This is a genomic window from Streptomyces sp. NPDC001714, assembly GCF_042892755.1.
In the GTDB taxonomy this organism is placed as follows: domain Bacteria; phylum Actinomycetota; class Actinomycetes; order Streptomycetales; family Streptomycetaceae; genus Streptomyces.
The window spans coordinates 426,383-452,311 of sequence record NZ_JBIAUL010000006.1; the positions used below are offsets into that span (position 1 = coordinate 426,383).

Sequence of the window (25,929 nt, forward strand, 5' to 3'; positions counted from 1 at the left end):
CCCCGGGAATCCCCCCGATCGGCTCAGGGAACCACCACGATCTTCCGTCCCACGCCCGCCGCGAACTGCTCCAGCGCCTGCGGGTAGCTGTCGAGCGGCAGCCGGTCGCTGATGAAGACCTCCGGATCCAGGACCCCGTTCGCGAACAGCTCCGCCGCCCGCTCGTAGCTGTGCAGGACGGCCATGGAGCCGGTAATGGTGATCTCCTGGTTGTAGATGCGGTAGGGGTCGATCGTCACCCGGGTCGCGTAGTCGGCGACGCCGAACTGGAGGAAGGTGCCCGCCTTCGCCACCCGCTCCAGGCCGTCCTGGATCGCCGCCGCGTTGCCGGTCGCGTCGATCACCACCTCCCAGCCCCGCGGCCGGTCCAGCTCGTCCGCGTTCGCGGCGGTCGCCGAGACGCCGAGCGCGCGGGCGGTCTCCAGGCGGGCCGGGTTCAGGTCGACCACGTCGACGCCGGCCGCGCCGGTCCGCTTGGCCAGCTCCAGCATCATCAGGCCCATGGTCCCCGAGCCGTAGATGAGCACGTGCGCGCCCAGCCTCGACCGCAGGACGTCGTAGCCGCGTACCGCGCAGGACAGCGGTTCGATCAGGGCCGCGTCCTGGGTGCGGACGTGCTCGGGGAGCTTCACGCAGTTGGCGACCGGGGCCACCGCGTACTGGGCGGCGCCGCCCGGCACCGTCACGCCGATCGCGGCCCAGCGTTCGCAGAGGTTGTTGTGGCCGTCCCGGCAGTAGCGGCACTCGTGGCAGTACAGGGACGGGTCGACCGCGACCCGGTCGCCGATCGCCACCTCGGTCACCTGGGAGCCGACGCCGACCACCTCGCCGGCGAACTCGTGCCCCGGCACGATCGGCAGCTTGGGCGCGAACTCGCCCTGGAGGATGTGCAGATCGGTCCCGCACAGCCCGCACGCGGCCACTTCCACCACGACCTCGCGGGGGCCGGGTGTCGGGTCGGGGACCTCCGTGACGACGGCACGGCCCACGGACTCGATGACTGCGGCCTTCATTTCACGGCTCCCAACGACAGGCCCTGGACCAGCTTGTCCTGGGCGGCGAACCCCGCGGCGAGCACCGGCAGGGAGACGACGAGCGACGCGGCGCACACCTTGGCCAGGAACAGGCCCTGGCTGGTGATGAAGCCGGTCAGGAAGACGGGGGCGGTCTCGGCGACCACGCCCGTCAGGACTCGGGCGAAGAGAAGTTCGTTCCAGCTGAAGATGAAGCAGATCAGCGAGGTTGCGGCGATGCCCGGCAGGGCGATCGGGGCGACCACGCGCGCGAGGATGGTCGGAAGGCGGGCGCCGTCGATCTGCGCCGCCTCGATCACCGCGACCGGGACCTCGGCGAGGAACGACTGCATCATCCACACCGCGATCGGCAGGTTCATGGAGGTGTAGAGGATGACCAGGAACCAGATGTTGTCCAGCATCCCGGTGTTCTTCGCGAACAGGTAGATCGGCAGCAGCCCGGCCACCACCGGCAGCATCTTCGTGGACAGGAAGAAGAACAGGACGTCCGTCCACTTCCTCACCCGCCGGATCGACAGCGCGTACGCCGCCGGGAAGGCCAGCACGAGGACGAAGAGGGTCGAGACGATCGAGGCGACCGCCGAGTTGATCAGCGCCGGCCAGGGACTGGCGCCCCCGCCCGCGCCGAAGAACTCACGGTAGCCGTCCAGGGTGAGGGCGGCGCCGAAGGAGGGCGGGTTGGTCGCCGCGTCCGCCTCGGAGTGGAAGGACGTCAGCGCCATCCAGGCGATGGGGAAGAAGAAGACGATGCCGACCAGCCAGGCCACCAGGCCGATGCCGAGGCCCCGGTGCTGCCGTAGGCGAAGGGCGATGGTGCTCATGCGCGGGACACCTCCTCGCGGAACAGGGACGACACCACGCGCAGGGCGAAGGTCGCGATGATGATCGAGCCGATGACCACCAGGACGCCGGCGGCCGAGGCGAGGCCGTTCTCGTGGGCCTGGTAGAAGCTCTGGTACACGGTGTAGGGGAGGTTGGCGGTGCCCAGGCCGCCCGACGTGATCGTGAAGACCGCGTCGAAGTTCTGGACGATGTAGATGCAGCCCAGCAGGGCGCCGAGTTCGAGGTAGCGGCGCAGGTGGGGGAGGGTGAGGTGGCGGAAGATCTGCCATTCGTTCGCGCCGTCGACCCGCGCCGCCTCGATCTGCTCGGGGTCACGGCTCTGCAGTCCGGCGAGCAGGATCAGCATCATGAACGGCGTCCACTGCCACACCAGCGCGGCCTCGACCGCCAGCAGCGGCGTGTTGGAGATCCAGTCGGGCTGCGGTCCGCCGACGTAGTGCAACAGGCCGTTGAGCAGGCCGTACTCGGGGTTGTAGAGGACGTGCTTCCAGAGCAGGGCGGCGGCCACCGGGACCACCAGGAACGGGGCGATCAGCAGGGTGCGGACGATGCCCCGGCCGCGGAACCTGTTGTTCAGGAGCAGCGCCAGCGCGAGGCCGAGGACCAGGCTGACCAGGACCACCGTGACCGTCAGCAGCACGGTCGTCCAGACCGAGTGGCGCAGGTCGGCGTCGGTGAGGACCTGGCGGTAGTTGTCGACGCCGGCGAAGTGACGGGCGTTCGGGTAGAGGGCGTTCCAGTCGAAGAAGGAGATGACCACCGTGGCCACGAAGGGCAGCTGGGTCACGACGATCATGAAGACCAGGGCGGGCAGGAGAGGCGCCCGGGTGGCCCAGGCGCGCAGGCGGGCGGAGGGCGGCCGCGTGGCGCGTGCGGGTGTCGCTGCGTAGGGGGCTGTCGTCGCGGTCATCGTCCCTCGTACTCCTTGGAGATCTTCTCGGCGAGTTGCTGGGACTTCTCGAGGGCCGAGTCGACGGACTGCCGTCCGGCGACGGCCGAGCTGATCTCCTGGGAGACCTTGGTGCCGAGATCGGTGAACTCGGGGATGTCGACGAACTGGATGCCGGGCGCGGGCCTCGGCTGGACACCGGGGTCGTTCGGGCGGGCGCTCTCGATGGCCTCCTTGGTCATCTCCTGGAACGCGGCGGCCGACTTGACGTAGTCGGGGTTCGTGTACGTCGACGCGCGCTTGCCCGCGGGGACGTTGGACCAGCCGCTGGTCTGTCCGACCAGGTCCTCGTACTGCTTGCTGGACGCCCAGGAGACGAACTTCCAGGCCTTGTCGGGGTTGCGGGAGGCCTTCTGGATGCCCCAGGCCCAGGTGTAGAGCCAGCCGGAGGACTTGGTCTGCTCCACGGGCGCCGGGACATAGCCGAGCTTGCCTCTGACCGGGGAGCCGTTCGCCTCCAGGAGGCCGGCCGCGCTGGTGGCGTCGTACCACATGGCGACCTTGCCCTGGGTCATGTTGTTGAGGCACTCGGCGAAGCCGGACTGGGGGGCGCCGGACTCACCGTGCTCGCGGACCAGGTCGACATAGAACTTCGTCGCCTTCTCGAATCCGGGCGAGGTCAGCTGGGCCTTCCAGTCCTTGTCGAACCAGGTGCCCCCGAAGGTGTTCACGACCGTGGTCAGCGGCGCCATCATCTCGCCCCAGCCGGGCAGGCCGCGCAGGCAGATGCCGCGCATGCCGGACCGGGCCCCGTCCACCTTGGCGGCGAGGTCGGCGACCTGCTGCCAGGTGGGGTGCGCGGGCATCGTCAGGCCCTTCGCCGCGAACACGTCCTTGCGGTACATCAGGAACGACGACTCGCCGTAGAAGGGCTCGCCGTAGAGCTTGCCGTCGTCGGCGGTCAGGGACTCGCGCATCGGCTGCAGGATGTCCTGCTGGTCGAAGCCCGGGTCCTTCGCGACGTACGAGTCCATCTCGTGCAGCCAGCCGTTGCGGGCGTAGATCGGTATCTCGTAGTTGGACAGGGTGGCCACGTCGTACTGGCCGGCCTGGTTGGCGAAGTCCTGGCTGATCTTGTCGCGGACGTCGTTCTCGGGCAGGACGGTGAAGTTGACCTTGATGCCGGTCTCCTCGGTGAAGCGCGGGGCGAGCTTCTGGAGTTCCGTCATCTGGGGGTTGTTGACCATCAGCACGTTGATCGAATCGCCACCGGAACCGGACCCGCCCGCACCGACCCAGCAGCCGGAGAGCAGCGGGGCGAGCAGCGTCCCTGCGGCGGCCATGGCGAGGGTGACTCGCGGCCTCCGTCGGCTCGGGGTTCGCATGGATCGCTCCTGGAGGAATCGGGATATATGGGGCAGTTATGGGTGTGGGGAGGCCTTCGGAGGGTGCGTCGGTGGGTTGTCAGACCGTTGTCAGACCCGGATGACCTGTGGGCCCAGCAGGGAGTAGCGGTGGGCTTCGGCCGTGGGCAGCAGGGTGCTCGTCACGATCGCCTCCAGGGCGCCGACCTCGGCGAAGCGGCAGAAGCTGACGGCGCCGAACTTGGTGTGCACGCCCGCGAAGACCGTCCGGCGTGCGGCCCGGATGGCCTGCGCCTTGACCTCGCCGACGGCCGGATCGGGCGTGGTCAGCCCGTGCTCGCGCGAGATGCCGTTGGCTCCAATGTAGGCGAGATCGAGAACGAAACCCGCGAGCATCTTCGTCGTCCAGTGGTCGACGGTCGCCAGTGTGCCGGCCCGTACCCGGCCGCCCAGCAGCAGGACCGACATGTTCTCGGTCTCGGCGAGCGCGCCCGCGACCGGCAGCGACGCCGTGACCACGGTCAGCGGCCGGTCCGTCGGCAGCGCCTCGGCGATGAGCTGGGGGGTGAAGCCCTCGTCGACGAAGACGGTCTCGGCGTCGCCCAGCAGTTCGGCGGCGGCCGACGCGATCCGTCGCTTCTCCGGGACATGGCTGGTCGACCGGAAGGCGAGCGTGGTCTCGAAACCGGCGCTCTCGACGGGATACGCGCCCCCGTGGGTACGGCGCACCAGGCCGTGGTCCTCCAGGGCGCGCAGGTCGCGCCGGATGGTCTCCTTGGCCACGCCCAGGGCGTCGGCGAGCGCGGTGACGTCGACGGAGCCCGTGGCGCGCGCGGCTCGCACGATCTCGCGCTGCCGTTCTTCCGCCGTCTGCGTGCTCATCCCGTCACCCACTTCCTTGTGGAACCGCACGGAGCTGCCCGTTCGGGCCATGCAGCAAGTTCTACAGCGGGTGTGCGAGCCTGACCAGGCCTGTTGCGGGCCCGATACTGCCCGTGCGTGCCCGTTTGCCGGGCGGAGTGCCCGCCTCGGACCTGCGCGGCTGCCGGGGAAGGGGTGGGAGCGGGCGGCCCGGATGCCCGAACACGGCGGCGGGCGGGCCCGTTCGGTGCCCGCCCGCCGCCGTGGGCGATCGTTTTCCGCCGCCCGGTGTGCCGCTCAGTACGGCCACACGGGCGGGTCGTCGACGAAACGGCCGCCGAGGTGGGTGTGGGCCGGCTTCTCCGGGTCCAGTTCGCCGTGCTCGGCGATCAGCTTCGCGGCGAACTGCTCGGAGTCGTCCTGCGGCTCGTAACCGAGCGCCCGCGCGGTGCTCAGGTCCCACCACAGCCGGGTGTTGGCGGACGATCCGTAGACGACGGTGTGGCCGACCTCCTCGGCGGTCAGGGCCGCGTGGAAGAGGCGGGCGCCGTCGGCGGGGCTCATCCATACGGAGAGCATCCGCACGTCGGCCGGCTCTGCGAAGCAGGAGCCGATGCGGACGGAGACCGTCTCCAGGCCGTGCTTGTCCCAGTACAGCTGGGCGAGGTCCTCGCCGAACGCCTTGGACAGGCCGTAGAAGGTGTCCGGGCGGCGCGGGGTGTCGATCGGGATCAGCGGATCGCCGGCGCGCGGGGCCGCGGTGAAGCCGACGGCGTGGTTGGAGGAGGCGAAGACGATCCGCGGTACGCCGGCCTCGCGGGCGGCCTCGTAGAGGTTGTAGGTGCCCTCGATGTTCGCGCGGAGGATCTTTTCGAAGGGGGCCTCCAGGGAGATCCCCGCGAGGTGCAGGACCGCGTCCACGCCCCGTACGGCCGCCCGCAGTGCGTCCTTGTCGCCGAGGTCGGCGGTGATCGCGTCCGGTTCGCCCTCGATCGGGCGCACGTCGAACAGGCGCAGCTCGTAGCCGTACTCCGGGAGCAGGGACCGCATCAGGGTGCCGAGTCCGCCGGCGGCACCGGTGAGCAGTAGCGTGCGGGGAGTGGGCATCCACGGTCTCCTTGGATCAGCGCCGGTCGCGTCCGTGTATGGCATTCACATTCATGGACACGCTAGGGAGATGTGGCACGCCGAGTCAAGTGTGCCTTGGAGTGCGGTAATCCGCTCGACTGTTGGTCGTTTGTCGCCTTGACCGGCCCCAAGGGGGCCTCGTAACGTGGTCACGTTCATGAATATGGACGCCGATCAGAGACATGCATCAGCAGCACGATCTGCGTCGACCGCCTCGACAGGGAGCGCCCGTGACGCCAGCCCCTCTCGCCGCCCGGCTCCGTGACCCGCGCGGGCCGCTCTTCTTCCCCGTCACCGCCTACGGCCCCGACGGCTCCCTCGACCTCGACGCCTACCGCGAGCACGTCCGCCGGGGCGTCGAGGCCGGAGCCGCCGCCGTCTTCGCCTGCTGCGGCACCGGGGAGTTCCACGCGCTGCTCCCGGAGGAGTTCGAGGCCTGCGTGGGCGCGGCAGTGGAAGCGGCCGAAGGACGGGTACCGGTGGTGGCCGGCGCCGGCTACGGCACCGCACTCGCCGTACGCTACGCGCGTCTCGCCGCGGACGCGGGCGCCGACGGCCTCCTCGCCATGCCGCCCTACCTGGTGGTCGCCGGCCAGGAGGGCCTGCTCCGGCACTACCGCGAGGTGGCGGCGGCCACCGGCCTCCCCATGATCGTCTACCAGCGCGACAACGCCGTGTTCACGCCGCCCACGGTCGTCGAACTCGCCCGCACCGAGGGCGTCATCGGCTTCAAGGACGGCCTCGGCGACCTGGACCTCATGCAGCGCATCGTCAGCGCCGTCCGCACCGAGGTCCCCGGCGACTTCCTCTACTTCAACGGCCTGCCCACCGCCGAACAGACCCAGCTCGCCTACCGGGCCATCGGCATCGACCTCTACTCCTCCGCCGTCTTCTGCTTCGTCCCAGAGATCGCCCTCGCCTTCCACGCCGCCCTGCGCGAGGGCGACCGGGCGACGGCCGAGCGGCTGCTGGACGGCTTCTACCGCCCGTTCGTCGAACTCCGCGCCCAGGGCCGGGGATACGCCGTCTCGCTGGTCAAGGCGGGCGTACGACTGCGCGGCCTGGACGTCGGCGAGGTCCGCCCCCCGCTGCACGAGCCGGCCGAGGACCATGTGAAGCAGCTCGCCCAGCTGATCGAGCGCGGGTACGCGCTGCTGGAGGAGGACGCGTGACCGCGCCCGGAGCAGGACGACCGCGCGCGTCCGCGGAAGGCCGGCTGAAGGCGTCGGCGTTCGTCTACCCCTGGGACGTGAACGGGGATCCCGAGGCCGCGGACCGCATCGCCGCGCTCGGCGTCGACCAGGTGACCCTGGCCTCCGCCTACCACTCCACCCGCGCGCTGACCCCCCGCCACCCCCGCCACCGCATCGTCACCGCCGAACACGCGGCCGTCTACTACCCGCCCGGCGACTGGACGGGCCGGGAGCTGCGCCCCTACCCGGCCGGCGACTGGGCCCCCGGCGACGCCCACGGCGAGGCGGCCGATGCGCTGCGCGGCGCCGGCCTCGAAGTCCACACCTGGGTGATCCTCGCCCACAACTCCCGCCTGGGCGCCGAGCATCCGGACACCTCCGTCGTCAACGCCTACGGCGACCGCTACCCCTGGGCGCCCTGCATCGCCCAGCCCGCCACGCGCGCGTACCTGGCCGGCCTCGCCGCCGAGGCCGCCGTACGCCCCGGCGCGGCCGGCACCGAACTCGAGTCCCTCGGCTGGTACGGCCTCCAGCACCTGCACGCCCACGACAAGACGGCCGGGGTCGGTCTGGGAGACGCCGGCCAGTACCTGATGGCGCTGTGCTTCTGCCCCGCGTGCCGGGCCGGGTACGGCGAACAGGGCCTGGACGCCGACGAGCTGGCCGCCGCCGTACGGGAGGCCCTGGAGCCGCTGTGGCGGGGCACGGGAGACGACGCCGGCTGGCCGACGGTGGAGAAGCTGCTCGGCGCAGCGGTGGCGGCGGCCACGCGCGCGTGGCGCGACGGACAGGCCCGCACGCTCCAGGAGACGGCCGTGACCGCGGTGCGCGCGGCGGCCCCCGCGGGCTTCCAGGTGCTGCTGCACGCCGACCCGGTGACGTACCACTGCGGGGCCAACGTAGGCGTGGACCCGGCCTGGATCCTGTCCGTCGCGGACGGCGTCGTGGTCCCCTGCGCGGGCGGTACGGCCCTGCTGACGCCCTTCGCCGGACACGCGCGTGCGGACACGGTCGTGGCCGCCAACTTCACTGTGGTCTCCGGGATGGGCGGCAGCCCCGGGACCCTCGCGGCGGACGCGGACCGTGCCCGCGCGCTGGGTGCGACCGAACTGCGGCTGTATCACGCCGGGTTGGCGTCCGACGGGGACCTGGCCGCGGTCCGGGAGGCGTTGCGCTGAACCAGTGACCCGGCGGTGAGGAGCAGCGTGCCGCCGAAGACCGGCAACAGCAGCCGGTGGTCGACGAGTTCGACGAGGGCGGCCCCGACGGCCAGTCCGGCCACGTTCGGTGTGAACATCAGCGTGTCGGCCGTCGCGGTCGCCCGCCCCAGCGCGGCGGCCGGGATCTCGCGCTGTACGGCGGTGTACGCGGCGATCAGCACACAGGGGAGGCCGAGACCGCCGGCGAGGCCGCACGCGAGCAGTGCCATGTCACAGGGCACCGCCCGGCCGGCCACCGCCACCCCCGTCAACGCGATCCCGCACGCCGCGAACCGCCGCTCGCCCAGCCGCCGCAGCGCGGGCCCCGAGACCAGCCCGACGCCGACCGAGCCGACGCCCTGGACGGCGTACAGCACGCCCGTGTAGGCGGGGGAGTGACCGAGGGCGGCCACGACGGCGTAGTTCATGCTGCTGCCGAGCGCGGCGAGGCACATCGTGGCGCCGCCGGCCCGCACCAGCGGCCGTAGGACCGGATGGGCCCAGAGCATCCGGACCCCCTCGGCGGTCTGCCCCCGCCGGCTGCCGCGCGACGCCCGTCCGGGCCGCTCCTCCCGCACCCGGAGCAGCGCGCACAGCCCTGCCGCCAGCACGAAGGTGCAGGCGTCCAGCAGCGCCACGCCGGGCCCGCCGTACGCCGTGTACAGCGCGGCTCCGGTCAGCGGGGCGACCAGCTTCATGCCCTCGCGGGCGGTCATCCGCAGCCCGTTGAAGTCGCCGAGGAGAGCCGGGTCGACGGCGCTGACGACCAGCGCGGAGGCGGCCGCCTCCGCTACGACGCCCGCGGCGCCGTAGAGGACGAGGACGGCGAGGAGCAGCCAGACGGAGGCGGCGGAGTCGACCGTCCGGAGCGGCAGCAGGAGAAGGGCGAGGGCGAGGTTCGTGCGGATCACCAGGGGTCTGCGGCGGACGCGGTCGGCGAGGCCGCCGAGGACGGGCCCGAGGAGGGTGGGGGCCCAGAGGGCGGCGGTGCAGAGGGCGGCGAGGCCGTCGGAGCCGGTGAGGTCCTTGACCCAGACGCCGGACACGAGCCAGAGCGCGGAGGTGCCGAAGCCGGACACCACGACGCCCGTGAGGTACAGGGCGGCGTTCCGGTCGCGCAGCAGGCGGGCCACGGCCCAGGAGGTGGTCGTCATGCCTGGTCATCGTGGGTCTAAGGCGGTGGTGCGGGGATCGGGAAGGTGCCTTAGAACGACGCGGAACGACGCGGAACGACGCGGAACGACGCGGAACGACGGGGGACGACGCCGGGACAGTGCCGGAGGCGTCGGTGGACAGAGCGCGGGCGCCGTGCGGCCCGCCCGGCGGAAATCCGTCGGAACCTGTCGGCAATGCCCATGGGGCCGGTGCGGCCGCGACCCTACCGTCGGCCTCATGCGCTACATCGCACCGATCCTCATCGGTCTCGTCTACGTCCTTCTCATGTCCCTCGTCCGCGAACCGCACCGGCGCCGCCTCAACGCGGTGATGGTGGCCGGAGCGGGCGCCGCGTACCTGAGCGGCGGCGGCCTGGGCGGCTGGGAGTTCGCGTTCACCGCGGTGGCCACGTACGTCGCCTACCGCGGCCTGGACTCCTGGACCTTCGTCGGCGTCGGCTGGCTGCTGCACACGGCGTGGGACGTCGTCCACGACATCAAGGGCTCGCCGCTGATCCCGTTCCTCCTCGACTCGTCGTTCGGGTGTGCGATCTGCGACCCGGTGATCGCGCTGTGGTGCTTCCTGGGCGGGGTGTCGGTGTGGCGGACCGATGAGTTTCGGAAGGCCGTGCGGTCCACCTCCTGACGGAGACGGAGCAGACGACCGAACCGGTGCACCGGGAGGCAGCAGGATGACTGGTACGACCATGATCGACCTCGGCCCGCAGACGAGGATCGTGGCGGAACTCGCGGAGCGCGTGACGGACGGGCAGCTCGCGGTGGCGACGCCGTGTCCGGACTACGCCGTCCGTCACCTGCTGGGCCATGTGGCGGGCCTGTCCGTGGCCTTCCGGGACGCGGCCCGCAAGGATCTGGGGGCCGCGACCGACCACCGCCCCGACGCGTCGCTGCCGGTCCTCGGGCCGGAGTGGCGGCAGGAGCTGCCCAAGGCGCTGGACGCGCTGGCGGAGGCCTGGCGCGACCCGTCGGCGTGGGACGGCATGACGCGCGCGGGCGGGATCGACCTGCCGGGCGGTGTGGCGGGCGCGGTCGTCGCCGACGAACTGGTCGTCCACGGCTGGGACCTGGCCCGGGCCACCGGCCAGGAATACGTCCCGGATCCCGCGGCCCTGGAGGCGGCCTACGGCTTCCTGCGGATGGCGGCGGACGGCGACCGGGGCCCGTTCGGCCCCCTCGTGCCGGTGCCGGAGGGCGCGCGGCTGCTGGACCGGGCGGTGGGGCTGAGCGGCCGGGACCCGGGGTGGAAGCCGTAGGGGGCCGGCCGCAACGGATCGACCCGCGAGTGGCCGAGGCGTAAAAGGACCCGATCCTTGAGCGGGCGGGGACCCGGATCCGTACTCTCCTCGCCATGCCCTTGAGCCTCACCGTCCTCGGCACCGCCTCCCCCTACCCCCGACCCGGCCGCCCCTGCTCCGGTTACCTGGTGCGGGGCGGCGGCGCCGAGGTGTGGGTGGACGCGGGGACGGGAACCTTCGCGGAGTTGCAGCGGTACACGGATCCGGCGCGGCTCACGGCGATCTGGCTCTCGCACCTGCACGCGGATCACAGCGCGGATCTGCTGGCCGCCGCGTACGCGTACGCCTTCGGCGGCCTGACCCCGGCGGCACCGATCCCGGTCTACGCGCCACAGGAGTGCGCACAGCGCCTGGCCGGCTTCTTCGGCCGGCCGGACCCGCGCTTCCTGACCGGGGTGTTCGACTTCCGCCCGCTGTACGACGGCCACACCGTCCAGCACTGGAACCTGCGGCTCGCCACCCGGGCGGTGGCCCACGACACGGAGGCCTACGGACTGCGCGCCGAGTGCCAGGGGAGCGTGCTGGCGTACTCCGGCGACAGCGGCCCGTGCGCCGCCCTGACCGAGTTGGCCACCCGGGCGGACGTCTTCCTGTGCGAGGCCGACCTCGACCGGCATCGCGAAGGCGAACGGATCCACCTGACCCCGGAGGACGCGGGGCGGATCGCCCGGGAGGCGGGCGTACGGGAACTCCTCGTCACCCACGTGGGCCCGGCACTGACCCGGGAGGTGGCGGCGGCCCGGGCGGGGGCGGTGTCGGGACGGCCCACCAGCGTGGCGCGGGAGGGCGAGGCGCGGGGATTCTGAAGCGGCGGTGGCCGTCTCGGGCGTGCCCGCCACGGCGCGGTCGGTCCCGGCCCGCCCCACCTTTGTCAGAAGCATTGACGAAACACAGCCGTCCTCCTACCTTCATCCGCGTCGTACTTCATACGTCATATATGAGACGCGATACGTGAGATCAGATACGTCAGATCAGGTCCTCCACCTGATACGGGACCCCGAGAGGCGCGCATGACCTCTGTGCCCATGCCGATTCCGTCGCGCACGCAGTTCGTGCTGGACGCGATCAAACACCGCATCCTCACCGGGCAGCTGACGCCCGGTCAGGCCCTGGTGGAGACCGAGCTCGCCGCGCAGTTCGGGGTGTCCAAGACCCCCGTGCGGGAGGCGCTCAAGACCCTCGCCGGGACCGGGCTGGTCGTGATGAGCCAGTACAAGGGCGTCACGGTGCGCATGGTGGACGCGGACATGGCACGCGAGGTCTACGACGTACGGCTGCTCCTGGAGCCCGAGGCCCTTCGGCGGGCCGTGCGACGCGGCGCCCCCCTCGACGCCGCCCGCGACGCCCTCTCCCGCGCCGACAACGCCGGCGACACCGCCGAACGCTCCCTGGCCAACCGCGACTTCCACCGCGCCCTCTACCTCCCGTGCGGCAACCCGCTCCTCGGCCGGATGCTCGACGAGGTCCGCGACCAGGCCGCCCTCGTCTCCGCCGTCGCCTGGGCCGCCTCCCCCTCCTGGGAACAGGAGGCGGGAGAGCACCGCGAGATCCTGCGGCTGGCGCTGGCCGGCGACGCCGACGGCGCCGCCCGCACCCTGCACACCCACATCGCATCCTTCGTCGACCGGGCGTTCCCCCAGGCAGCGAACCAGGAAGGCCAGGTATGAGCAGCGTGGCGTTCGAGACCCGACGGGCGGCCCTGGCCGACGTGGTGGCCATCCCGGTGACCCCTTTCGCCGAGGACGGCGGCGTCGACCAGGGCGCCCACCGGGCCCTGCTCCGCCGGCTCCTCGACGGCGGGATCCGCACCCTCACCCCCAACGGCAACACCGGCGAGTTCTACGCCCTCACCCCCCAGGAGCGGCAGCTGGTCACCGAGCTGACCCTCGACGAGGCCGGGGACCGGGCGGTCGTCCTGGTCGGGGTCGGGCACGACATCCCCACCGCCGTCGCCTCCGCCCGGCACGCCCGCGAGCACGGCGCGCAGATGGTGATGGTCCATCAGCCCGTCCATCCGTACGTCTCGCAGGCCGGCTGGGTCGACTACCACCGGGCCATCGCGGCCTCCGTCCCCGAACTCGGCGTCGTCCCGTACGTCCGCAACGCCCAGCTCCCCGGCGCCCGCCTCGCCGAACTCGCCGACGCCTGCCCCAACGTGATCGGCGTCAAGTACGCCGTCCCGGACGCCGCCAAGTTCGCCGCCTTCGCCCGGGACGCGGGGCTCGACCGCTTCGTCTGGGTCGCCGGGCTCGCCGAGCCCTACGCACCCTCCTACTTCTCGGCCGGCGCCACCGGCTTCACCTCCGGCCTCGTGAACGTCGCCCCGGCCGTTTCGCTGAACATGATCGAAGCGCTTCGAGCCGGTGACTATCCGGCGGCCATGAAGGTCTGGGAACAGATCCGCCGCTTCGAGGAACTCCGTGCCGCGAACGGCTCCGCCGACAACGTCACCGTCGTCAAGGAGGCCCTCGCCGCCCTCGGCCTGTGCCGCCGCGACGTCCGCCCGCCGAGCAGGCAGCTGCCCGAGGAAGGGCGCGCCGAGGTCGCCGCCATAGCCGCCGGATGGTCCCTGTGAGCCCCGGCGAGAACACCCCGCGCAAGCCGCCCGAGGAACTCCGCAGCCACCAGTGGTACGGCACCGAAGGGCTCCGCTCCTTCAGCCACCGGGCCCGGACCCGCCAGCTCGGCTACCTCCCCGAGGAGCATCTCGGCAAGCCGGTCATCGCCGTCCTCAACACCTGGTCGGACATCAACCCCTGTCATGTGCACCTCCGTGACCGGGCGCAGGCGGTCAAGCGGGGCGTGTGGCAGGCGGGCGGATTCCCGCTGGAGTTCCCGGTCGCCACCCTCTCGGAGACCTTCCAGAAGCCGACCCCGATGCTCTACCGCAACCTCCTCGCCATGGAGACCGAGGAACTGCTGCGGTCGTACCCGGTCGACGGGGCCGTGCTGATGGGCGGCTGCGACAAGTCGACCCCGGCCCTCCTCATGGGCGCGGCCTCGGTGGACCTGCCGACCGTCTTCGTGCCGGCCGGACCCATGCTCCCGGGCCACTGGCGGGGTGAGGTCCTCGGCTCCGGCACCGACATGTGGAAGTACTGGGACGACAGGCGCGCCGGTCTCGTCGGCGACTGCGAGATGGCGGAGCTGGAGAGCGGGCTGGCCCGTTCGCCCGGTCACTGCATGACCATGGGGACGGCCTCCACCCTCACCGCCGCCGCCGAGGCCCTCGGCGTGACCGTCCCGGGCGCGTCCAGCATCCCGGCCGTCGACTCCGGGCACGACCGGATGGCCGCCCGGGCGGGGATGCGGATCGTCGAACTCGTCCACCGGGACCGGAGGCTCTCCCACCTCCTCACCCGCGACGCCTTCGAGGACGCCGTCACCACCGTCCTCGGGCTCGGCGGCTCCACCAACGCCGTCATCCACCTCATCGCCATGGCCGGCCGGGCGGGGGTGCGGCTCACCCTCGACGACTTCGACCGCATCGCCCGTACCGTGCCCGTCCTCGCCAACGTCCGCCCCGGCGGCCGGACGTACCTCATGGAGGACTTCCACTTCGCGGGCGGCCTCCCCGGCTTCCTCTCCCGCATCCCGGACCTGCTCCACCTGGACCGGCCCACGGTGTCGTACGACACCTACCGCGAGCAGCTCGCCGGCGCGCGGGTGCACGACGACGACGTCATCCGGCCCCGCGACAACCCGGTGGCCGCCGAAGGCGGGGTCGCCGTGCTGCGCGGCAACCTCTGCCCGGACGGCGCCGTCATCAAGCACATCGCCGCCGAACCGCACCTCCTCCGGCACACCGGTCCCGCCGTCGTCTTCGACGACTACCGGACCATGCAGCGCACCATCGACGATCCCTCCCTCGGGATCACCGCCGAGACCGTGCTCGTGCTGCGCAACGCCGGGCCCAAGGGCGGTCCCGGCATGCCCGAGTACGGCATGCTGCCCATCCCCGAGCACCTCCTCAAGCAGGGCGTGCGGGACATGGTGCGGATCTCCGACGCCCGGATGAGCGGCACCAGTTACGGCGCCTGCGTGCTGCACGTCGCACCCGAGTCGTACGTCGGCGGGCCGCTCGCCCTGGTCCGCACCGGGGACTCCATCACCCTGGACGTCGAGGCGCGCACCCTGCGACTCGACGTGGACGAGGCGGAGCTGGCACGGCGCCGGGCCGCGTGGACACCGCCGCCCGTGCGGTACGAGCGCGGGTACGGCGCGCTCTACGACCAGCAGATCACCCAGGCCGACACCGGCTGCGACTTCGAGTTCCTGGCCCGGCCGGGAGAAGTCCCGGATCCGTACGCGGGCTGACTCCCGCACGACGATCGTCGAAGCGCTTCAACCATATGCATCGAGCAAGCGCTTCCTACACACACCGTGACTGCCCACCCGTCCCCCGGCCACCACCCCTCCCGGACGCCCTTCGGGCGACCCCTGTCCATCGCGAACGGAGAACAGGTCATGGCCCAAGCCGCAGCCGTGGCGAAACCGCCCGCGCCACCCCGGCGGCGCCGTGCCCCCGCGACGCCGCGCAGACTGCCGTACCTGCTGATCGCCCCGGCGGCCCTGCTGATGCTGGGCTTCATCGCCTACCCGGTGCTCAGCGTCTTCTACTACAGCCTGCAGAACTACAACCCGACCAAGCCCTGGCGGAACGGCTTCGCGGGCCTCGGCAACTTCACGCAGGCCTTCGCGCACGACCCGCAGTTCTGGGACACGCTGACCTTCAGCGCCAAGTGGGTCGTGGTGGAAGTCGGGTTGCAGCTGCTGTTCGGGCTGGCGCTGGCGCTGATCGTCAACCAGACGTTCGTGGGGCGGGCGTTGGGGCGCGCGCTGGTCTTCTCGCCGTGGGCCGTCTCCGGTGTGCTGACCTCAGCGATCTGGGTGCTGCTCTACAACTCCCAGACCGGCATCACGCGTTACCTCGCCGACGCGGGCATCGGGTCGTACGGCACCAGCTGGCTCTCCGACCCCTCGACCGTCTTCCCGGCCGCCGTGGTCGCCGACCTGTGGCGGGGTGTGCCGTTCTTCGCCATCCTCATCCTCGCCGACCTCCAGTCCGTGTCCAAGGACCTGTACGAGGCGGCGGAGGTCGACGGGGCGAGCCGCCTCGAGCAGTTCTGGCACATCACGCTGCCGCACCTCAAGGACGCCATCGTCCTGTCCACGCTGCTGCGCGCGGTGTGGGAGTTCAACAACGTCGACCTGCTCTACACCCTGACCGGAGGCGGCCCGGCGGGGGAGACCACGACCCTTCCCCTCTACATCGCCAACACCAGTGTCGACGCCCACGACTTCGGCTACGCCTCCGCGCTGACCACGGTGGCCTTCGTGATCCTGCTCTTCTGCTCGATCTGCTACCTGCGGCTGAGCAAGTTCGGAGGCGAGGCGAAGTGATCACCGAGATCGCCCCCGCCACCAGGCCCGCCGTGACCGGGCCCGCCCGGCCGCACAAGCGGCGCCGCGCCTGGGACGAGGTCCCCCGCCGGCAGATCTACCTCCCCCTCGGGATCTACCTCCTCTTCACCCTGATCCCCTTCTACTGGATCCTGCTCTTCGCCCTCCGCCCGGCCGGCTCCACCTCGCTCGTGCCCTGGCCGGTCACCTTCGACCACTTCCAGAAGGTGTGGACCGAGCGCAGCTTCGGCACCTACTTCGCCAACAGCGTCTACGTCGGCGTCTCGACCCTGCTGCTGACCACGGTCGTCGCGCTGGCCGGCGGCTACGCCCTCGCCCGCTTCGACTTCCGGTTCAAGCGCGGCTTCATGCTGGCCCTGCTCTGCTCCCAGTTCGTGCCGGGCGCGCTGCTCCTGGTCCCGCTCTTCCAGATCTTCGCCAGGCTCCAGATGATCAACTCGCTCGGCAGTGTGGTCATCGCCGAGACCGTCTTCCAGCTCCCGCTGTCGATGATCCTGATCAGCGGCTTCATCAGGAACGTGCCGTACTCCCTGGAGGAGGCCGCCTGGGTCGACGGCTGCAACCGGCTCACCGCCTTCCGGATCGTCGTCCTGCCGCTGCTGCGGCCGGGGCTGGTCGCGGTCGGCTCCTTCGCCTTCGTGCACGCCTGGAACCACTTCCTGTTCGCCCTGATGTTCCTGTCCGACCAGAGCAAGCAGACCATCCCGGTCGGCCTCAACACCCTGATGAGCGCCGACAGCGTGGACCTGGGCGCGCTGGCCGCGGGCGGGATCATCGCCGCCGTACCCGTCGTGATCGTCTTCGCCTTCATCCAGAAGTGGCTGATCACCGGCTTCAGCGCGGGGGCGGTGAAGGGATGAGACACCTCACGGGCGGCCCCGGGAAAACGCTTACCCTGCACGCAAAGATCGACGACGCAGGGAGGACCCCATGACCATCGACCTCGTCCTGGCGGGCGCGCGCGGCCACGGCCGCTGGCACCTGGAGAACATCCGGCGGCTCCAGGAGAAGGGGATCGTACGGCTCGCCGGCATCTGCGAGCTGACCCCGCTGGGCGCCGACGAGCTGCCGGAGGGGCTCGGGCAGCCCGCCCAGTCCGCCGACTTCGGCGCCCTGCTCGACGCGACCGGCGCCCGGATCGCGGTGATCTGCACGCCCATCCCCACCCACACGGACCTGGCCCTGACGGCCGCCGAGCGGGGCGTGCACCTGCTCCTCGAGAAGCCGCCGGCGCCGTCGTACGCCGAGTTCCGGCGGATGGCCGACGGGGTCGCCAAGGCGGGCGTGGCCTGCCAGATCGGCTTCCAGTCGCTGGGCTCGCACGCCGTCCCCGCCATCCGGCGGCTGATCGCGGAGGGCGCCATCGGCGACGTGCGGGGCGTGGGCGGCGCGGGTGCCTGGGCCCGCCCCGAGGCCTACTACCGGCGGGCGCCCTGGGCCGGCAGGCGGCGGCTGAACGGCGTCGACGTCGTCGACGGGGTCCTCACCAACCCCCTCGCGCACGCCGTCGCCACCGGCCTCGCCCTGCTCGGCACCGACCGCGCCGAGGACGTCACCGGCATCGAGACCGAGCTGCTGCGCGCCAACGACATCGAGTCCGACGACACCTCCTGCGTCCGCGTCACCACCCCGCGCGGCCCGGTCACGGTCGCCGCCACGCTCTGCGCCGAGGAGCCGGGGGACCCGTACGTCCTGGTGCACGGCACCGGCGGCCGGATTACCCACTGGTACAAGCAGGACCGGGTGCTGGTGCAGCGGGCGGGCCATGGCCCGGAGGAGATCGAGTACGGCAGCACGGACCTGCTGGAGAACCTCGCCGACCATCTCACCACCGGCGCCGCCCTGCTGGTGGAGCCGGACGCGACCGGCGCGTTCATGAAGGTCGTTGAAGCGATTCGACTGGCCGACGACCCGGTCGCGCTGCCCGCCGACGCCTGGCACCACCTGCCCGAGGACGGGCGCCGGGTGGTGACCGGCATCGACCAACTGGTCGCGGCCTGCGCCGACACCCTCTCCCTCTACTCCGAACTGGGTGCCCCCTGGGCCCCGCCGAACGAGGTGCGCACATGACGGATGACGGACCGACGTACCTGCGCCGGCTGCCGCACGTGCTGACCCAGCGGCTGCCCGGGGCGCCGTGTGCGGTCGAGGTCGAACTGCGGCTGGACGGCCGGGAGACGGGCGCGCGGGCGGGGCTCGCGGTGCTCGGGGACGCCTTCGGCTGGATCGGGCTGGAGTACGGGCCGGGCGGGGGGCGTGCGGCTCGTCCACCGGTTCGCGGAGGCCGCCGCGGACCGGGAGCGGGACGCGTCCCGGGGCTGCCAGGCGCCCGAGGGCCGGGCCAGGCTGCGGATCGAGATCGGCGCGGGGGCACGCTGCCGGTTCTCGTACGACGTCGGGCGGGCTTCGTGCCGTCCGGACCGGTGTTCGCCGCCACGCCCTGGCGCTGGGGCGGCGCCCTGCTCGGGCTCTTCGCCGCCGCGCCCGAGGGACCGGGCGCCGCCGGGTCCGCCACCTTCACGCACTTCCGCGTCACTCCCTGCTGACACCGACAGAAGAGAGCCGATCGATGAAGAGCAGCATCCGCAGAAGCAGGCGCGCGGCCGTCGCCGTCGCCCTGGGCTCCGTGCTCGCACTGACCGCCACCGCCTGCGGCGACGACGGCAGCGGCAGCGCGGGCGACAAGGGCGGCGAGGGCTCCGGGAAGGGCACGATCACCTTCTGGGACAACAACGGCGGTGTCCGCACCGACGTCTGGAAGGAGATCATCGCCGACTTCGAGAAACAGAACCCCGACATCAAGGTCAAGTACGTCGGGGTGCCCGCCGCCAGTGTCCAGTCCAAGTACGACACCGCCATCCAGGGCGGCGGGCTGCCCGACGTCGGCGGGGTCACCACCGCGATGCTCGCGGAGGTCGCCGCGCAGGGCGCGCTGGAACCGCTGGACAGCCGGCTCACGAAGAGCTCGCTGAACGGCAAGCTCAACGAGAAGTTCCTGGAGAGCGTGAAGTCGGCGGGCGGCGACGGAAAGACGTACTCCGTGCCGACCTCCGCGAACAACGGCACGCTCTGGTACCGGACCGACCTGTTCAGCGCGGCCGAGCTGGACCCGCCGACCACCTGGGCGAAATTCTACGAGGCCGCCGACAAACTCACCGACCAGGCGAAGAACAGGTTCGGGTACACCATCCGGGGCGGCGAGGGATCCATCGCCCAGGCGCTGGACGCCATGTACGGGCAGAGCGGGATCACCACCTTCTGGAACGGTGACAAGACCACCGTCAACGATCCGGAGAACGTCGCCGCCCTGGAGAAGTACGTCGGGCTGTACAAGAAGGACACCCCGTCCGCGGACGTCAACAACGACTTCACCAAGATGGTCGCGCAGTGGGATTCCGGCACGATCGGGATGCTGAGCCACAACCTCGGTTCCTATGGCGACCACGAGAAAGCGCTGAGCGGGAAGTTCAAGGGGATTCCGAATCCGACGCTGGACGACGGGACCCGGGTGCAGGTCTCCAACCCCGTCGACGGTCTCGGTCTCTTCAAGTCCGGCAAGAACAAGGCCGCCGCCTGGAAGTTCATCGAGTTCGCCGCGTCCCACGGGGCCAACAGCAAGTGGAACGAGTCGGCGGGGCAGGTGCCGGCGAACAACGAGGCGGCGCAGGATGCCTGGGTCCAGGCGTCGGAGCCGACGAAGCTGGCTGCCGAGGCGTTGAACGGGGCGTCGACCAAGATCGTGCAGCTTCCTTACTACCTGCCGGACTGGAACACCGTCTCCAAGGCCGACAACGAGCCGAACTTCCAGAAGGTGCTGCTCGGGAAGATGACGGCGAAGGAGTTCCTGGCCACGCTGGCCGATCAGATTGACAAGGCTCAGGCGGACTGGAAGAAGAACCACTGAGAGCTCGGGTGGTTGCGGTCGCGGGGGACTGCCGGCTCGTTGTGGCTGGTCGTGCCCACGCAACGGCAGCCGCACATCGAATACGGTCCCGCGCCCCCAGGCAGGACATCTCATCCCCTGTTTGAAAGGCGGCCCTCGTGCCCCTTACGCGCAGACAGGCAACATCCGCGGCGCTTGCCGCCGTTCCTCTCGTCGGTCGTTCTCCCGAGAGGATTCATCGCACGCTCTACATCGCCGGGGACTCCACCGCCGCCCAGAAATACGCGGACGCGACGCCGGAGACCGGGTGGGGAATGGCGCTCCCCTTTTTCCTACGGAAAGAGATCGGCGTCTCCAACCACGCCGTCAACGGCCGTAGTTCCAGGAGCTTCGTCGACGAGAGGCGGCTCGACGCCATCCTCGCCGGTATCCGGCCGCGCGATCTGCTGCTCGTCCAGTTCGCGCACAACGACGAGAAGAGCGACGACCCCACCCGGTACACCGAGCCCTGGACCACCTACCAGGACTACTTGCGGCTCTACATCGTAGGCGCCCGCGCACACGGTGCCCGGCCGGTGCTCGCCACGCCCGTCGAGCGGCGGCGGTTCGACGCCGACGGCAACGCCGTGCCGACCCACGGCGACTACCCGGCGGCCATGCGGGCGCTCGCCGCGCAGGAGCGGGTCGCGCTGCTGGACATCGAGGCGCTGTCGCTCGCGCTCTGGCAGTCGCTCGGGGTCGAGGCGACCAAGACGTACTTCAACTGGACGGACACCGAGCAGGACAACACGCACTTCAACCCGCCGGGGGCCATCGCCGTGGCCCGGCTCGTGGCGCAGGAGCTGCTGCGCACCCGGGTGCTGGCCCGGCACGACGTCGTCCGGCTGCACCAGTCCGTCCCCACCTCCTGGATCACCTGGCCGCCCACAAGCTGAGGAGACCCGTACAGTGCATACACAGAAATGTCATGGACGCGTCATGATGGCGGTCGTGGGCTGCACGGCTCTCGTGCTGGCCGTGACCGGAACCGCCTCGGCCGCGGCCCCGCGCGGGGTCGCGCTCGAGCGGCAGGTGCTGGCCGCGAACGACGGCTGGGGAGCGGCCACCACCGGCACCACCGGCGGGGCCGCCGCCGACTCCGCCCACGTCTACACCGTCACCACCTGGAACCAGTTCAAGGCCGCCCTCGCCGACGGCGGCAGCGCGCCGAAGATCATCAGAGTCAGGGGGACGATCGACGCGGACGGACCGAGCTGCGACTCGTTCGCCGTGCCCGGCTACGACTTCGACGCCTACCTCGCCACGTACTCACCGGAGGCCTGGGGCCGCTCCACCAACCTGGACAACGAGCCCGACGACAGCCCGGAGGGGCTGCGCCGCGCCTCCGCCGCTGCCCAGGACGCCTACATCAAGGCGTACGTCCCGGCCGACACCACCATCGTCGGCATCGGCCAGGACGCCGGTTTCAAGGGCGCCAGCCTGCAGATCAAGGCCGTCGACAACGTCATCGTCCGCAACCTGAGCTTCGAGAGCCCCCTCGACTGCTTCCCGCAGTGGGACCCGACCGACACCGCCGACGGCAACTGGAACTCCGAGTACGACAGCGCGGTCGTCTACGGGTCGACCCATGTGTGGATGGACCACAACACGTTCACCGACGGCGATCATCCGGACAGCACGCTTCCGTATTACTTCGGGCGGATCTACGAACAGCACGACGGCGAGCTGGACATCGTCAAGGGCGCCGACCACGTCACCGCCTCCTGGAACGTCTTCGCGGACCACGACAAGACGATCCTCATCGGCAACAGCGACAGCGCGTCCACCGCGGCCGTCGACCGGGGACACCTCAAGGTCACCTTCCACCACAACCTGTTCAGCAACCTGGTGGAGCGGGCGCCCCGGGTGCGGTTCGGGCAGGTCGACTCGTACAACAACCACTTCGTCGCCGAGGACGGCTACGGCTACAGCTACGGCATCGGGATCGATTCCCAACTCGTGGCCGAACACAACGCGTTCACCCTGCCCGACAGCGTCAAGGCGGGCTCGATCCTGAAGAAGTGGAAGGAGTCGACGCTCACCGCCGACGACAACTACGTCAACGGTGAACCGACGGACCTGATCGCCGTCCACAACGCGCAGATCCCGGCCGAGACCCTCACCGCAGGCGCCACCTGGACCCCGACCCTGCGCACGAGGATCGACCCGGCGCAGGCCGTGCCGCGCATCGTCGACTGCGGCGCGGGCGCCGGCCGGCTGCGCTGACGCGCGTGCGTGACCGGGCCGGGGCCCGACCGCCCCACCCTCCCCGCAAAGGACGTACCGCCACCCCTCTCCCTCGCCAAGGAGCACCCGCATGTCCTCGCCCCACCTTCCCCGGTCCAGACGGGGTTTCCTCGCCGCGGGCGCCGGGGCGGGCGCCGCGCTCGCCCTGACCGCCCTTCCCGCGCACGCCACCGCCCGCCCCTTCGGGCGGTACGGCTCCCCGGAGCGCCGCCGCAGCCCGCAAACCCTGTACGTCGACCCCCAGGGCCGAGGCGACTTCACCACCGTCCAGGCCGCCGTGACCGCCGCCACCGGTGGCGGCTGGACGCTGGTCCTCGCCCCGGGCGTCTACCGGGAGACGGTCGCCGTCGACACCACCCGCACCGAGGCCACCTGGATCGGCGCCGCCGAGAACCCGCGTGCCGTCGTCATCGTTCACGACAACGCGGCCGGCACCCCCAAGCCCGGCGGCGGGACCTACGGCACCACCGGCTCCGCCACCACCACCGTGCAGGCCGACGGCTTCACCGCCCGCTGGATCACCTTCGCCAACGACTGGCTGCGCGCCGACCACCCCGACATCAGCGCCACCCAGGCCGTCGCCCTCAAGGTGCAGGGCGACCGCAGCGCCTTCCACCACTGCCGGTTCCTCGGCCACCAGGACACCCTGTACGCCGACTCGACGGCCCCGGGGGTGTTCGCCCGGCAGTACTTCGAGCGCTGCCATGTCGAGGGTGACGTCGACTTCGTCTTCGGGCGGGCCACGGCCGTCTACGAGGGGTGCCACTTCCGCACCCTGCAACGGGACGTGGCCTTCACCCCCAAGGGCATGGTGTTCGCCCCCTCGACAGCCCGTGCCGACCCGCACGGGTTCCTCGCCGTCCGCTGCCGGTTCTCCTCCGGCGCGGAGGACGGGGCGTACAAGCTGGCGCGGCCCTGGGTGCCGACGTACGAGACCACCGCCTGGCCCTCGCTGGTCGTGCGGGACAGTCTCATCGGCCCCGGGATCGATCCCGTCGCGCCCTACACGAACATGCGGGACGCCTACCCCTGGCAGTCCATGCGGTTCCGCGAGTACCGCAACTCCGGGCCGGGCGCGGTGATCACCGTCCCCGAGAACCGGCCCCAGCTCACCGCCGCCGAGGCCGCGTCGCACACCCCCGCCGGCTACCTCGGCGACTGGAAACCCGTCCGCTCACTCTGAATCGCTCTGATCGACGAAAGGACCCGCACGTCATGCGTCGTATCAGCACCTTCACCGCCCTCGCCGTCACCACGGCGTCCCTCGGTCTCGCCGTGATCGCCACCCCGGCGCACGCGGCGACCGTCGTGGTCAGCAACTCCACCGACCTGTCCCACGCCATCAAGAACGCCACCGCCGGCACGGTCATCCAGGTCCGCGGCGGCACGTACTACCCGACGGCCACCCTCCAGTCCACCGCCAACGGCACATCCTCCGCGCCGGTCACGCTCACCGCGTACGGCTCGGAGACGGTCAAGATCGACGGCTCCTCGCTGCCCTCCGGCCAGTGGATCTTCAAGCTGACCGCGGACTACTGGAACGTCTCCGGCATCACGTTCCAGAACTCCCCGGACAGCGCGGTCGTCTGCCAGTCCTGCACCGGCACCAACTGGAGCAACATCAAGACCATCGACGGCGGCGACTCCGGTTTCACCCTGACCGGGGACGGAACCGTGAACAACACGGTCAGGAACCTCGACTCGTACGGCAACTACGACGCCGCCACGCACGGCCAGAACGCCGACGGCGTCGCCATCAAGTTCGGCTCCGGCACCGGCAACCTCGTCACCGGCGCGCGTCTGTACAACAACTCGGACGACGGCATCGACCTCTGGTCGTTCTCGTCCCCGGTCACCATCGAGCACACCTGGTCCTTCGGCAACGGCGTCAACCGCTGGGGCGACTCCGCCTTCGAGGGCAACGGCAACGGCTACAAGCTGGGCGGCAACGGCGTCACCGTCGCGCACGTCGTCAACAACTCGGCCGCCTGGGGCAACGCAGGCAACGGGTTCACCGAGAACTCCAACACCGGCGCGATCGCCATCAACCGCACCACCGCCTACGCCAACGGCGGCTGGGGCTACTACTTCGCCACCAGCGCGGCCCGGCTCGGCAAGAACCTCGCGGTGGGCAACGGCAGCGGGCTGGTCAGCAAGGGCTCCTCGGTGGTGTCCGCCGGCGACAACTGGGACAGCGGCATCAGCACCCCCGCCTTCAAGTCGACGGACGCGACCACCACGTACAACGCCCGCCAGTCGGACGGGTCGCTGCCGGCGACCACCTTCCTGACGACGGGGAGCACGACCATCGGAGCCACCATGAACTGACCCGTGACCGGACCGGGACAGACGGCCGGACCGGGACAACCGGCCGGACCGGGACAACCGGAAGGCCTCCGTCCAGGGCGCTTGACCCGTTTTTTGCCCGCCGATGAGATATCGATCGGGCAACGGGTCTCGCGCCCACCCCGGTGACGCGCGTAGAACTCCTGTCATGCATAAGTCACTTCGTCTCGCGGCGATCGCCTCGGCCTGTGCGCTCGCCGGCGGTGCCCTCTACGGCGCCGGTGCCGCCACGGCCGGCCAGTCGACCGCGAACTCCACGCACGAGCCGTACAACATCGGGCTCCTGGTGAAGGACATCGACACCTACTACGGCACCGCCGCCGACGCCAACGGCGTCTACCAGGCCTCGCCGACCAGCCCCTACGCCAAGGACCTGGCGCGCATCGACGCGGACGCCCAGCGGTACATCGACCGGGCCGCGCGCAAGGCGCACCGCAAGGGCGAGAAGCCCGCGGTCGTCTTCGACATCGACGACACGCTGCTGCTCAGCCTCGACTACGAGAAGCGCTACAACTACACCTACAACTCGACCACATGGGCCGACTACGTCAACAAGGCCGACCGTCCGGGCGTGTTCGGCAGCGCCGAACTCGTCCAGTACGCGCAGAGCAAGGGCGTCGAGGTCTTCTACAACTCGGGGCTCAGTGAGGCGCAGCGCACCGCCGCCGTCGAGAACCTGAAGAAGATCGGCGCCGACGTCAACCTCGACGCCGCCCACATGTTCCTCAAGGACAAGGCCAACCCGCCGTCCTACCTGAGCGCCTGCGCCACCCCGGGCACCTGGACCTGCACGACCGTGCAGTACAAGTCCGGCACTCGCAAGCACATCGAGGACGACCTCGGGTACGACATCGTCGCCAACTTCGGCGACCAGTACTCGGACCTGGACGGCGGCTACGCGAACCGCATATACAAGCTGCCGAACCCGACGTACTTCGTGTCGTAGCCGAGGTTCGCGGCAACCCTTTCCGGCCGCGGTGGCGACTGGGGGACAGAAACGGGCCGGTGC

At 71.0% G+C, this 25,929-nt stretch carries 24 protein-coding genes and 1 pseudogene; 18 read left to right on the forward strand and 7 right to left on the reverse strand.

Annotation, left to right across the window (positions count from 1 at the left end):
* Positions 1 to 23: 23 nt before the first annotated feature.
* The 6 genes from ACFY0P_RS18740 to ACFY0P_RS18765 form a co-directional block, all read right to left on the reverse strand.
* Complete coding sequence (locus tag ACFY0P_RS18740; RefSeq protein ID WP_388913753.1) at positions 24 to 1,013, reverse strand: zinc-dependent alcohol dehydrogenase family protein; 990 nt, start codon at positions 1,011 to 1,013, stop codon at positions 24 to 26.
* A complete protein-coding gene (locus ACFY0P_RS18745; protein WP_388913755.1) occupies positions 1,010 to 1,855 on the reverse strand; it encodes a carbohydrate ABC transporter permease in 846 nt (281 codons plus the stop codon). The genes ACFY0P_RS18740 and ACFY0P_RS18745 overlap by 4 nt, the downstream gene beginning before the upstream one ends.
* Positions 1,852 to 2,787 (reverse strand): carbohydrate ABC transporter permease, encoded by a 936-nt coding sequence (locus ACFY0P_RS18750; RefSeq protein WP_388913758.1) that lies wholly within the window; start codon positions 2,785 to 2,787, stop codon positions 1,852 to 1,854. The genes ACFY0P_RS18745 and ACFY0P_RS18750 overlap by 4 nt, the downstream gene beginning before the upstream one ends.
* Positions 2,784 to 4,151 carry an ABC transporter substrate-binding protein gene (locus ACFY0P_RS18755; protein WP_388913760.1) on the reverse strand — a complete coding sequence of 456 codons (1,368 nt, stop codon included), beginning with the start codon at positions 4,149 to 4,151 and terminating at the stop codon, positions 2,784 to 2,786. The genes ACFY0P_RS18750 and ACFY0P_RS18755 overlap by 4 nt, the downstream gene beginning before the upstream one ends.
* A 90-nt stretch (positions 4,152 to 4,241) precedes the next feature.
* Positions 4,242 to 5,012, reverse strand: coding sequence for a DeoR/GlpR family DNA-binding transcription regulator (locus ACFY0P_RS18760; protein ID WP_388913762.1), 771 nt, complete (start codon positions 5,010 to 5,012; stop codon positions 4,242 to 4,244).
* Positions 5,013 to 5,288: 276 nt separating this feature from the next.
* Complete coding sequence (locus ACFY0P_RS18765) at positions 5,289 to 6,098, reverse strand: NAD-dependent epimerase/dehydratase family protein (RefSeq protein ID WP_388913764.1); 810 nt, start codon at positions 6,096 to 6,098, stop codon at positions 5,289 to 5,291.
* A gap of 251 nt (positions 6,099 to 6,349) precedes the next feature.
* Between ACFY0P_RS18765 and ACFY0P_RS18770 the strand changes: the two genes are divergently transcribed.
* Together ACFY0P_RS18770 and ACFY0P_RS18775 are read left to right on the forward strand one after the other, a co-directional pair.
* On the forward strand, positions 6,350 to 7,291 hold the full coding sequence (locus ACFY0P_RS18770; RefSeq protein ID WP_388913767.1) for a 5-dehydro-4-deoxyglucarate dehydratase: 942 nt from the start codon (positions 6,350 to 6,352) through the stop codon (positions 7,289 to 7,291).
* Between the two features lie 44 nt (positions 7,292 to 7,335).
* Positions 7,336 to 8,490, forward strand: a complete 1,155-nt coding sequence (locus tag ACFY0P_RS18775; RefSeq protein WP_388914167.1) for a hypothetical protein — start codon at positions 7,336 to 7,338, stop codon at positions 8,488 to 8,490.
* Here the strand turns inward: ACFY0P_RS18775 and ACFY0P_RS18780 are convergent.
* A complete protein-coding gene (locus ACFY0P_RS18780) occupies positions 8,433 to 9,665 on the reverse strand; it encodes an MFS transporter (protein WP_388913770.1) in 1,233 nt (410 codons plus the stop codon). The two genes, ACFY0P_RS18775 and ACFY0P_RS18780, sit on opposite strands and share 58 nt — an antisense overlap.
* A gap of 238 nt (positions 9,666 to 9,903) precedes the next feature.
* On the opposite strand from ACFY0P_RS18780, the gene ACFY0P_RS18785 reads away from it, so the two are divergent.
* The 16 genes and pseudogenes from ACFY0P_RS18785 to ACFY0P_RS18860 all read left to right on the forward strand — a co-directional run bounded on the left by ACFY0P_RS18785 (position 9,904) and on the right by ACFY0P_RS18860 (position 25,866).
* Entirely contained in the window at positions 9,904 to 10,311 is a 408-nt protein-coding gene (locus ACFY0P_RS18785) for a DUF6010 family protein (protein ID WP_388913773.1), read from the forward strand.
* A gap of 46 nt (positions 10,312 to 10,357) precedes the next feature.
* A complete protein-coding gene (locus ACFY0P_RS18790) occupies positions 10,358 to 10,939 on the forward strand; it encodes a TIGR03086 family metal-binding protein (protein WP_388913776.1) in 582 nt (193 codons plus the stop codon).
* 95 nt (positions 10,940 to 11,034) lie between these two features.
* Positions 11,035 to 11,787 (forward strand): MBL fold metallo-hydrolase, encoded by a 753-nt coding sequence (locus ACFY0P_RS18795; RefSeq protein WP_388913779.1) that lies wholly within the window; start codon positions 11,035 to 11,037, stop codon positions 11,785 to 11,787.
* A gap of 204 nt (positions 11,788 to 11,991) precedes the next feature.
* Positions 11,992 to 12,648: a GntR family transcriptional regulator gene (locus ACFY0P_RS18800; protein WP_388913782.1), complete on the forward strand. Its 657-nt coding sequence runs from the start codon at positions 11,992 to 11,994 to the stop codon at positions 12,646 to 12,648.
* Positions 12,645 to 13,556, forward strand: coding sequence for a dihydrodipicolinate synthase family protein (locus ACFY0P_RS18805; protein WP_388913785.1), 912 nt, complete (start codon positions 12,645 to 12,647; stop codon positions 13,554 to 13,556). Before ACFY0P_RS18800 ends, ACFY0P_RS18805 begins: the two co-directional genes overlap by 4 nt.
* The gene (gene araD, locus ACFY0P_RS18810; protein WP_388913788.1) at positions 13,544 to 15,298 is read left to right on the forward strand and encodes an L-arabinonate dehydratase; all 1,755 of its coding nucleotides are present in this window, start codon (positions 13,544 to 13,546) and stop codon (positions 15,296 to 15,298) included. The genes ACFY0P_RS18805 and araD overlap by 13 nt, the downstream gene beginning before the upstream one ends.
* A gap of 150 nt (positions 15,299 to 15,448) precedes the next feature.
* Complete coding sequence (locus ACFY0P_RS18815; RefSeq protein ID WP_388913791.1) at positions 15,449 to 16,384, forward strand: carbohydrate ABC transporter permease; 936 nt, start codon at positions 15,449 to 15,451, stop codon at positions 16,382 to 16,384.
* The gene (locus tag ACFY0P_RS18820; protein WP_388913794.1) at positions 16,381 to 17,265 is read left to right on the forward strand and encodes a carbohydrate ABC transporter permease; all 885 of its coding nucleotides are present in this window, start codon (positions 16,381 to 16,383) and stop codon (positions 17,263 to 17,265) included. The genes ACFY0P_RS18815 and ACFY0P_RS18820 overlap by 4 nt, the downstream gene beginning before the upstream one ends.
* Before the next feature lie 70 nt (positions 17,266 to 17,335).
* Positions 17,336 to 18,475: a Gfo/Idh/MocA family protein gene (locus ACFY0P_RS18825; RefSeq protein WP_388913797.1), complete on the forward strand. Its 1,140-nt coding sequence runs from the start codon at positions 17,336 to 17,338 to the stop codon at positions 18,473 to 18,475.
* A gap of 20 nt (positions 18,476 to 18,495) precedes the next feature.
* Positions 18,496 to 18,951: pseudogene (locus ACFY0P_RS18830) on the forward strand (glycoside hydrolase); the annotation flags it as partial.
* 23 nt (positions 18,952 to 18,974) lie between these two features.
* A complete protein-coding gene (locus ACFY0P_RS18835; RefSeq protein ID WP_388913800.1) occupies positions 18,975 to 20,309 on the forward strand; it encodes an ABC transporter substrate-binding protein in 1,335 nt (444 codons plus the stop codon).
* Positions 20,310 to 20,446: 137 nt separating this feature from the next.
* Positions 20,447 to 21,223 (forward strand): rhamnogalacturonan acetylesterase, encoded by a 777-nt coding sequence (locus ACFY0P_RS18840; protein WP_388913803.1) that lies wholly within the window; start codon positions 20,447 to 20,449, stop codon positions 21,221 to 21,223.
* Positions 21,224 to 21,266: 43 nt separating this feature from the next.
* The gene (locus ACFY0P_RS18845) at positions 21,267 to 22,553 is read left to right on the forward strand and encodes a polysaccharide lyase family 1 protein (RefSeq protein ID WP_388913806.1); all 1,287 of its coding nucleotides are present in this window, start codon (positions 21,267 to 21,269) and stop codon (positions 22,551 to 22,553) included.
* A 91-nt stretch (positions 22,554 to 22,644) separates the two neighbouring features.
* Entirely contained in the window at positions 22,645 to 23,757 is a 1,113-nt protein-coding gene (locus ACFY0P_RS18850) for a pectinesterase family protein (protein WP_388913809.1), read from the forward strand.
* 32 nt (positions 23,758 to 23,789) lie between these two features.
* A complete protein-coding gene (locus ACFY0P_RS18855; RefSeq protein WP_388913812.1) occupies positions 23,790 to 24,902 on the forward strand; it encodes a chondroitinase-B domain-containing protein in 1,113 nt (370 codons plus the stop codon).
* A gap of 166 nt (positions 24,903 to 25,068) precedes the next feature.
* The gene (locus ACFY0P_RS18860; protein ID WP_388913815.1) at positions 25,069 to 25,866 is read left to right on the forward strand and encodes an HAD family acid phosphatase; all 798 of its coding nucleotides are present in this window, start codon (positions 25,069 to 25,071) and stop codon (positions 25,864 to 25,866) included.
* The last annotated feature ends 63 nt before the right edge of the window (positions 25,867 to 25,929 follow it).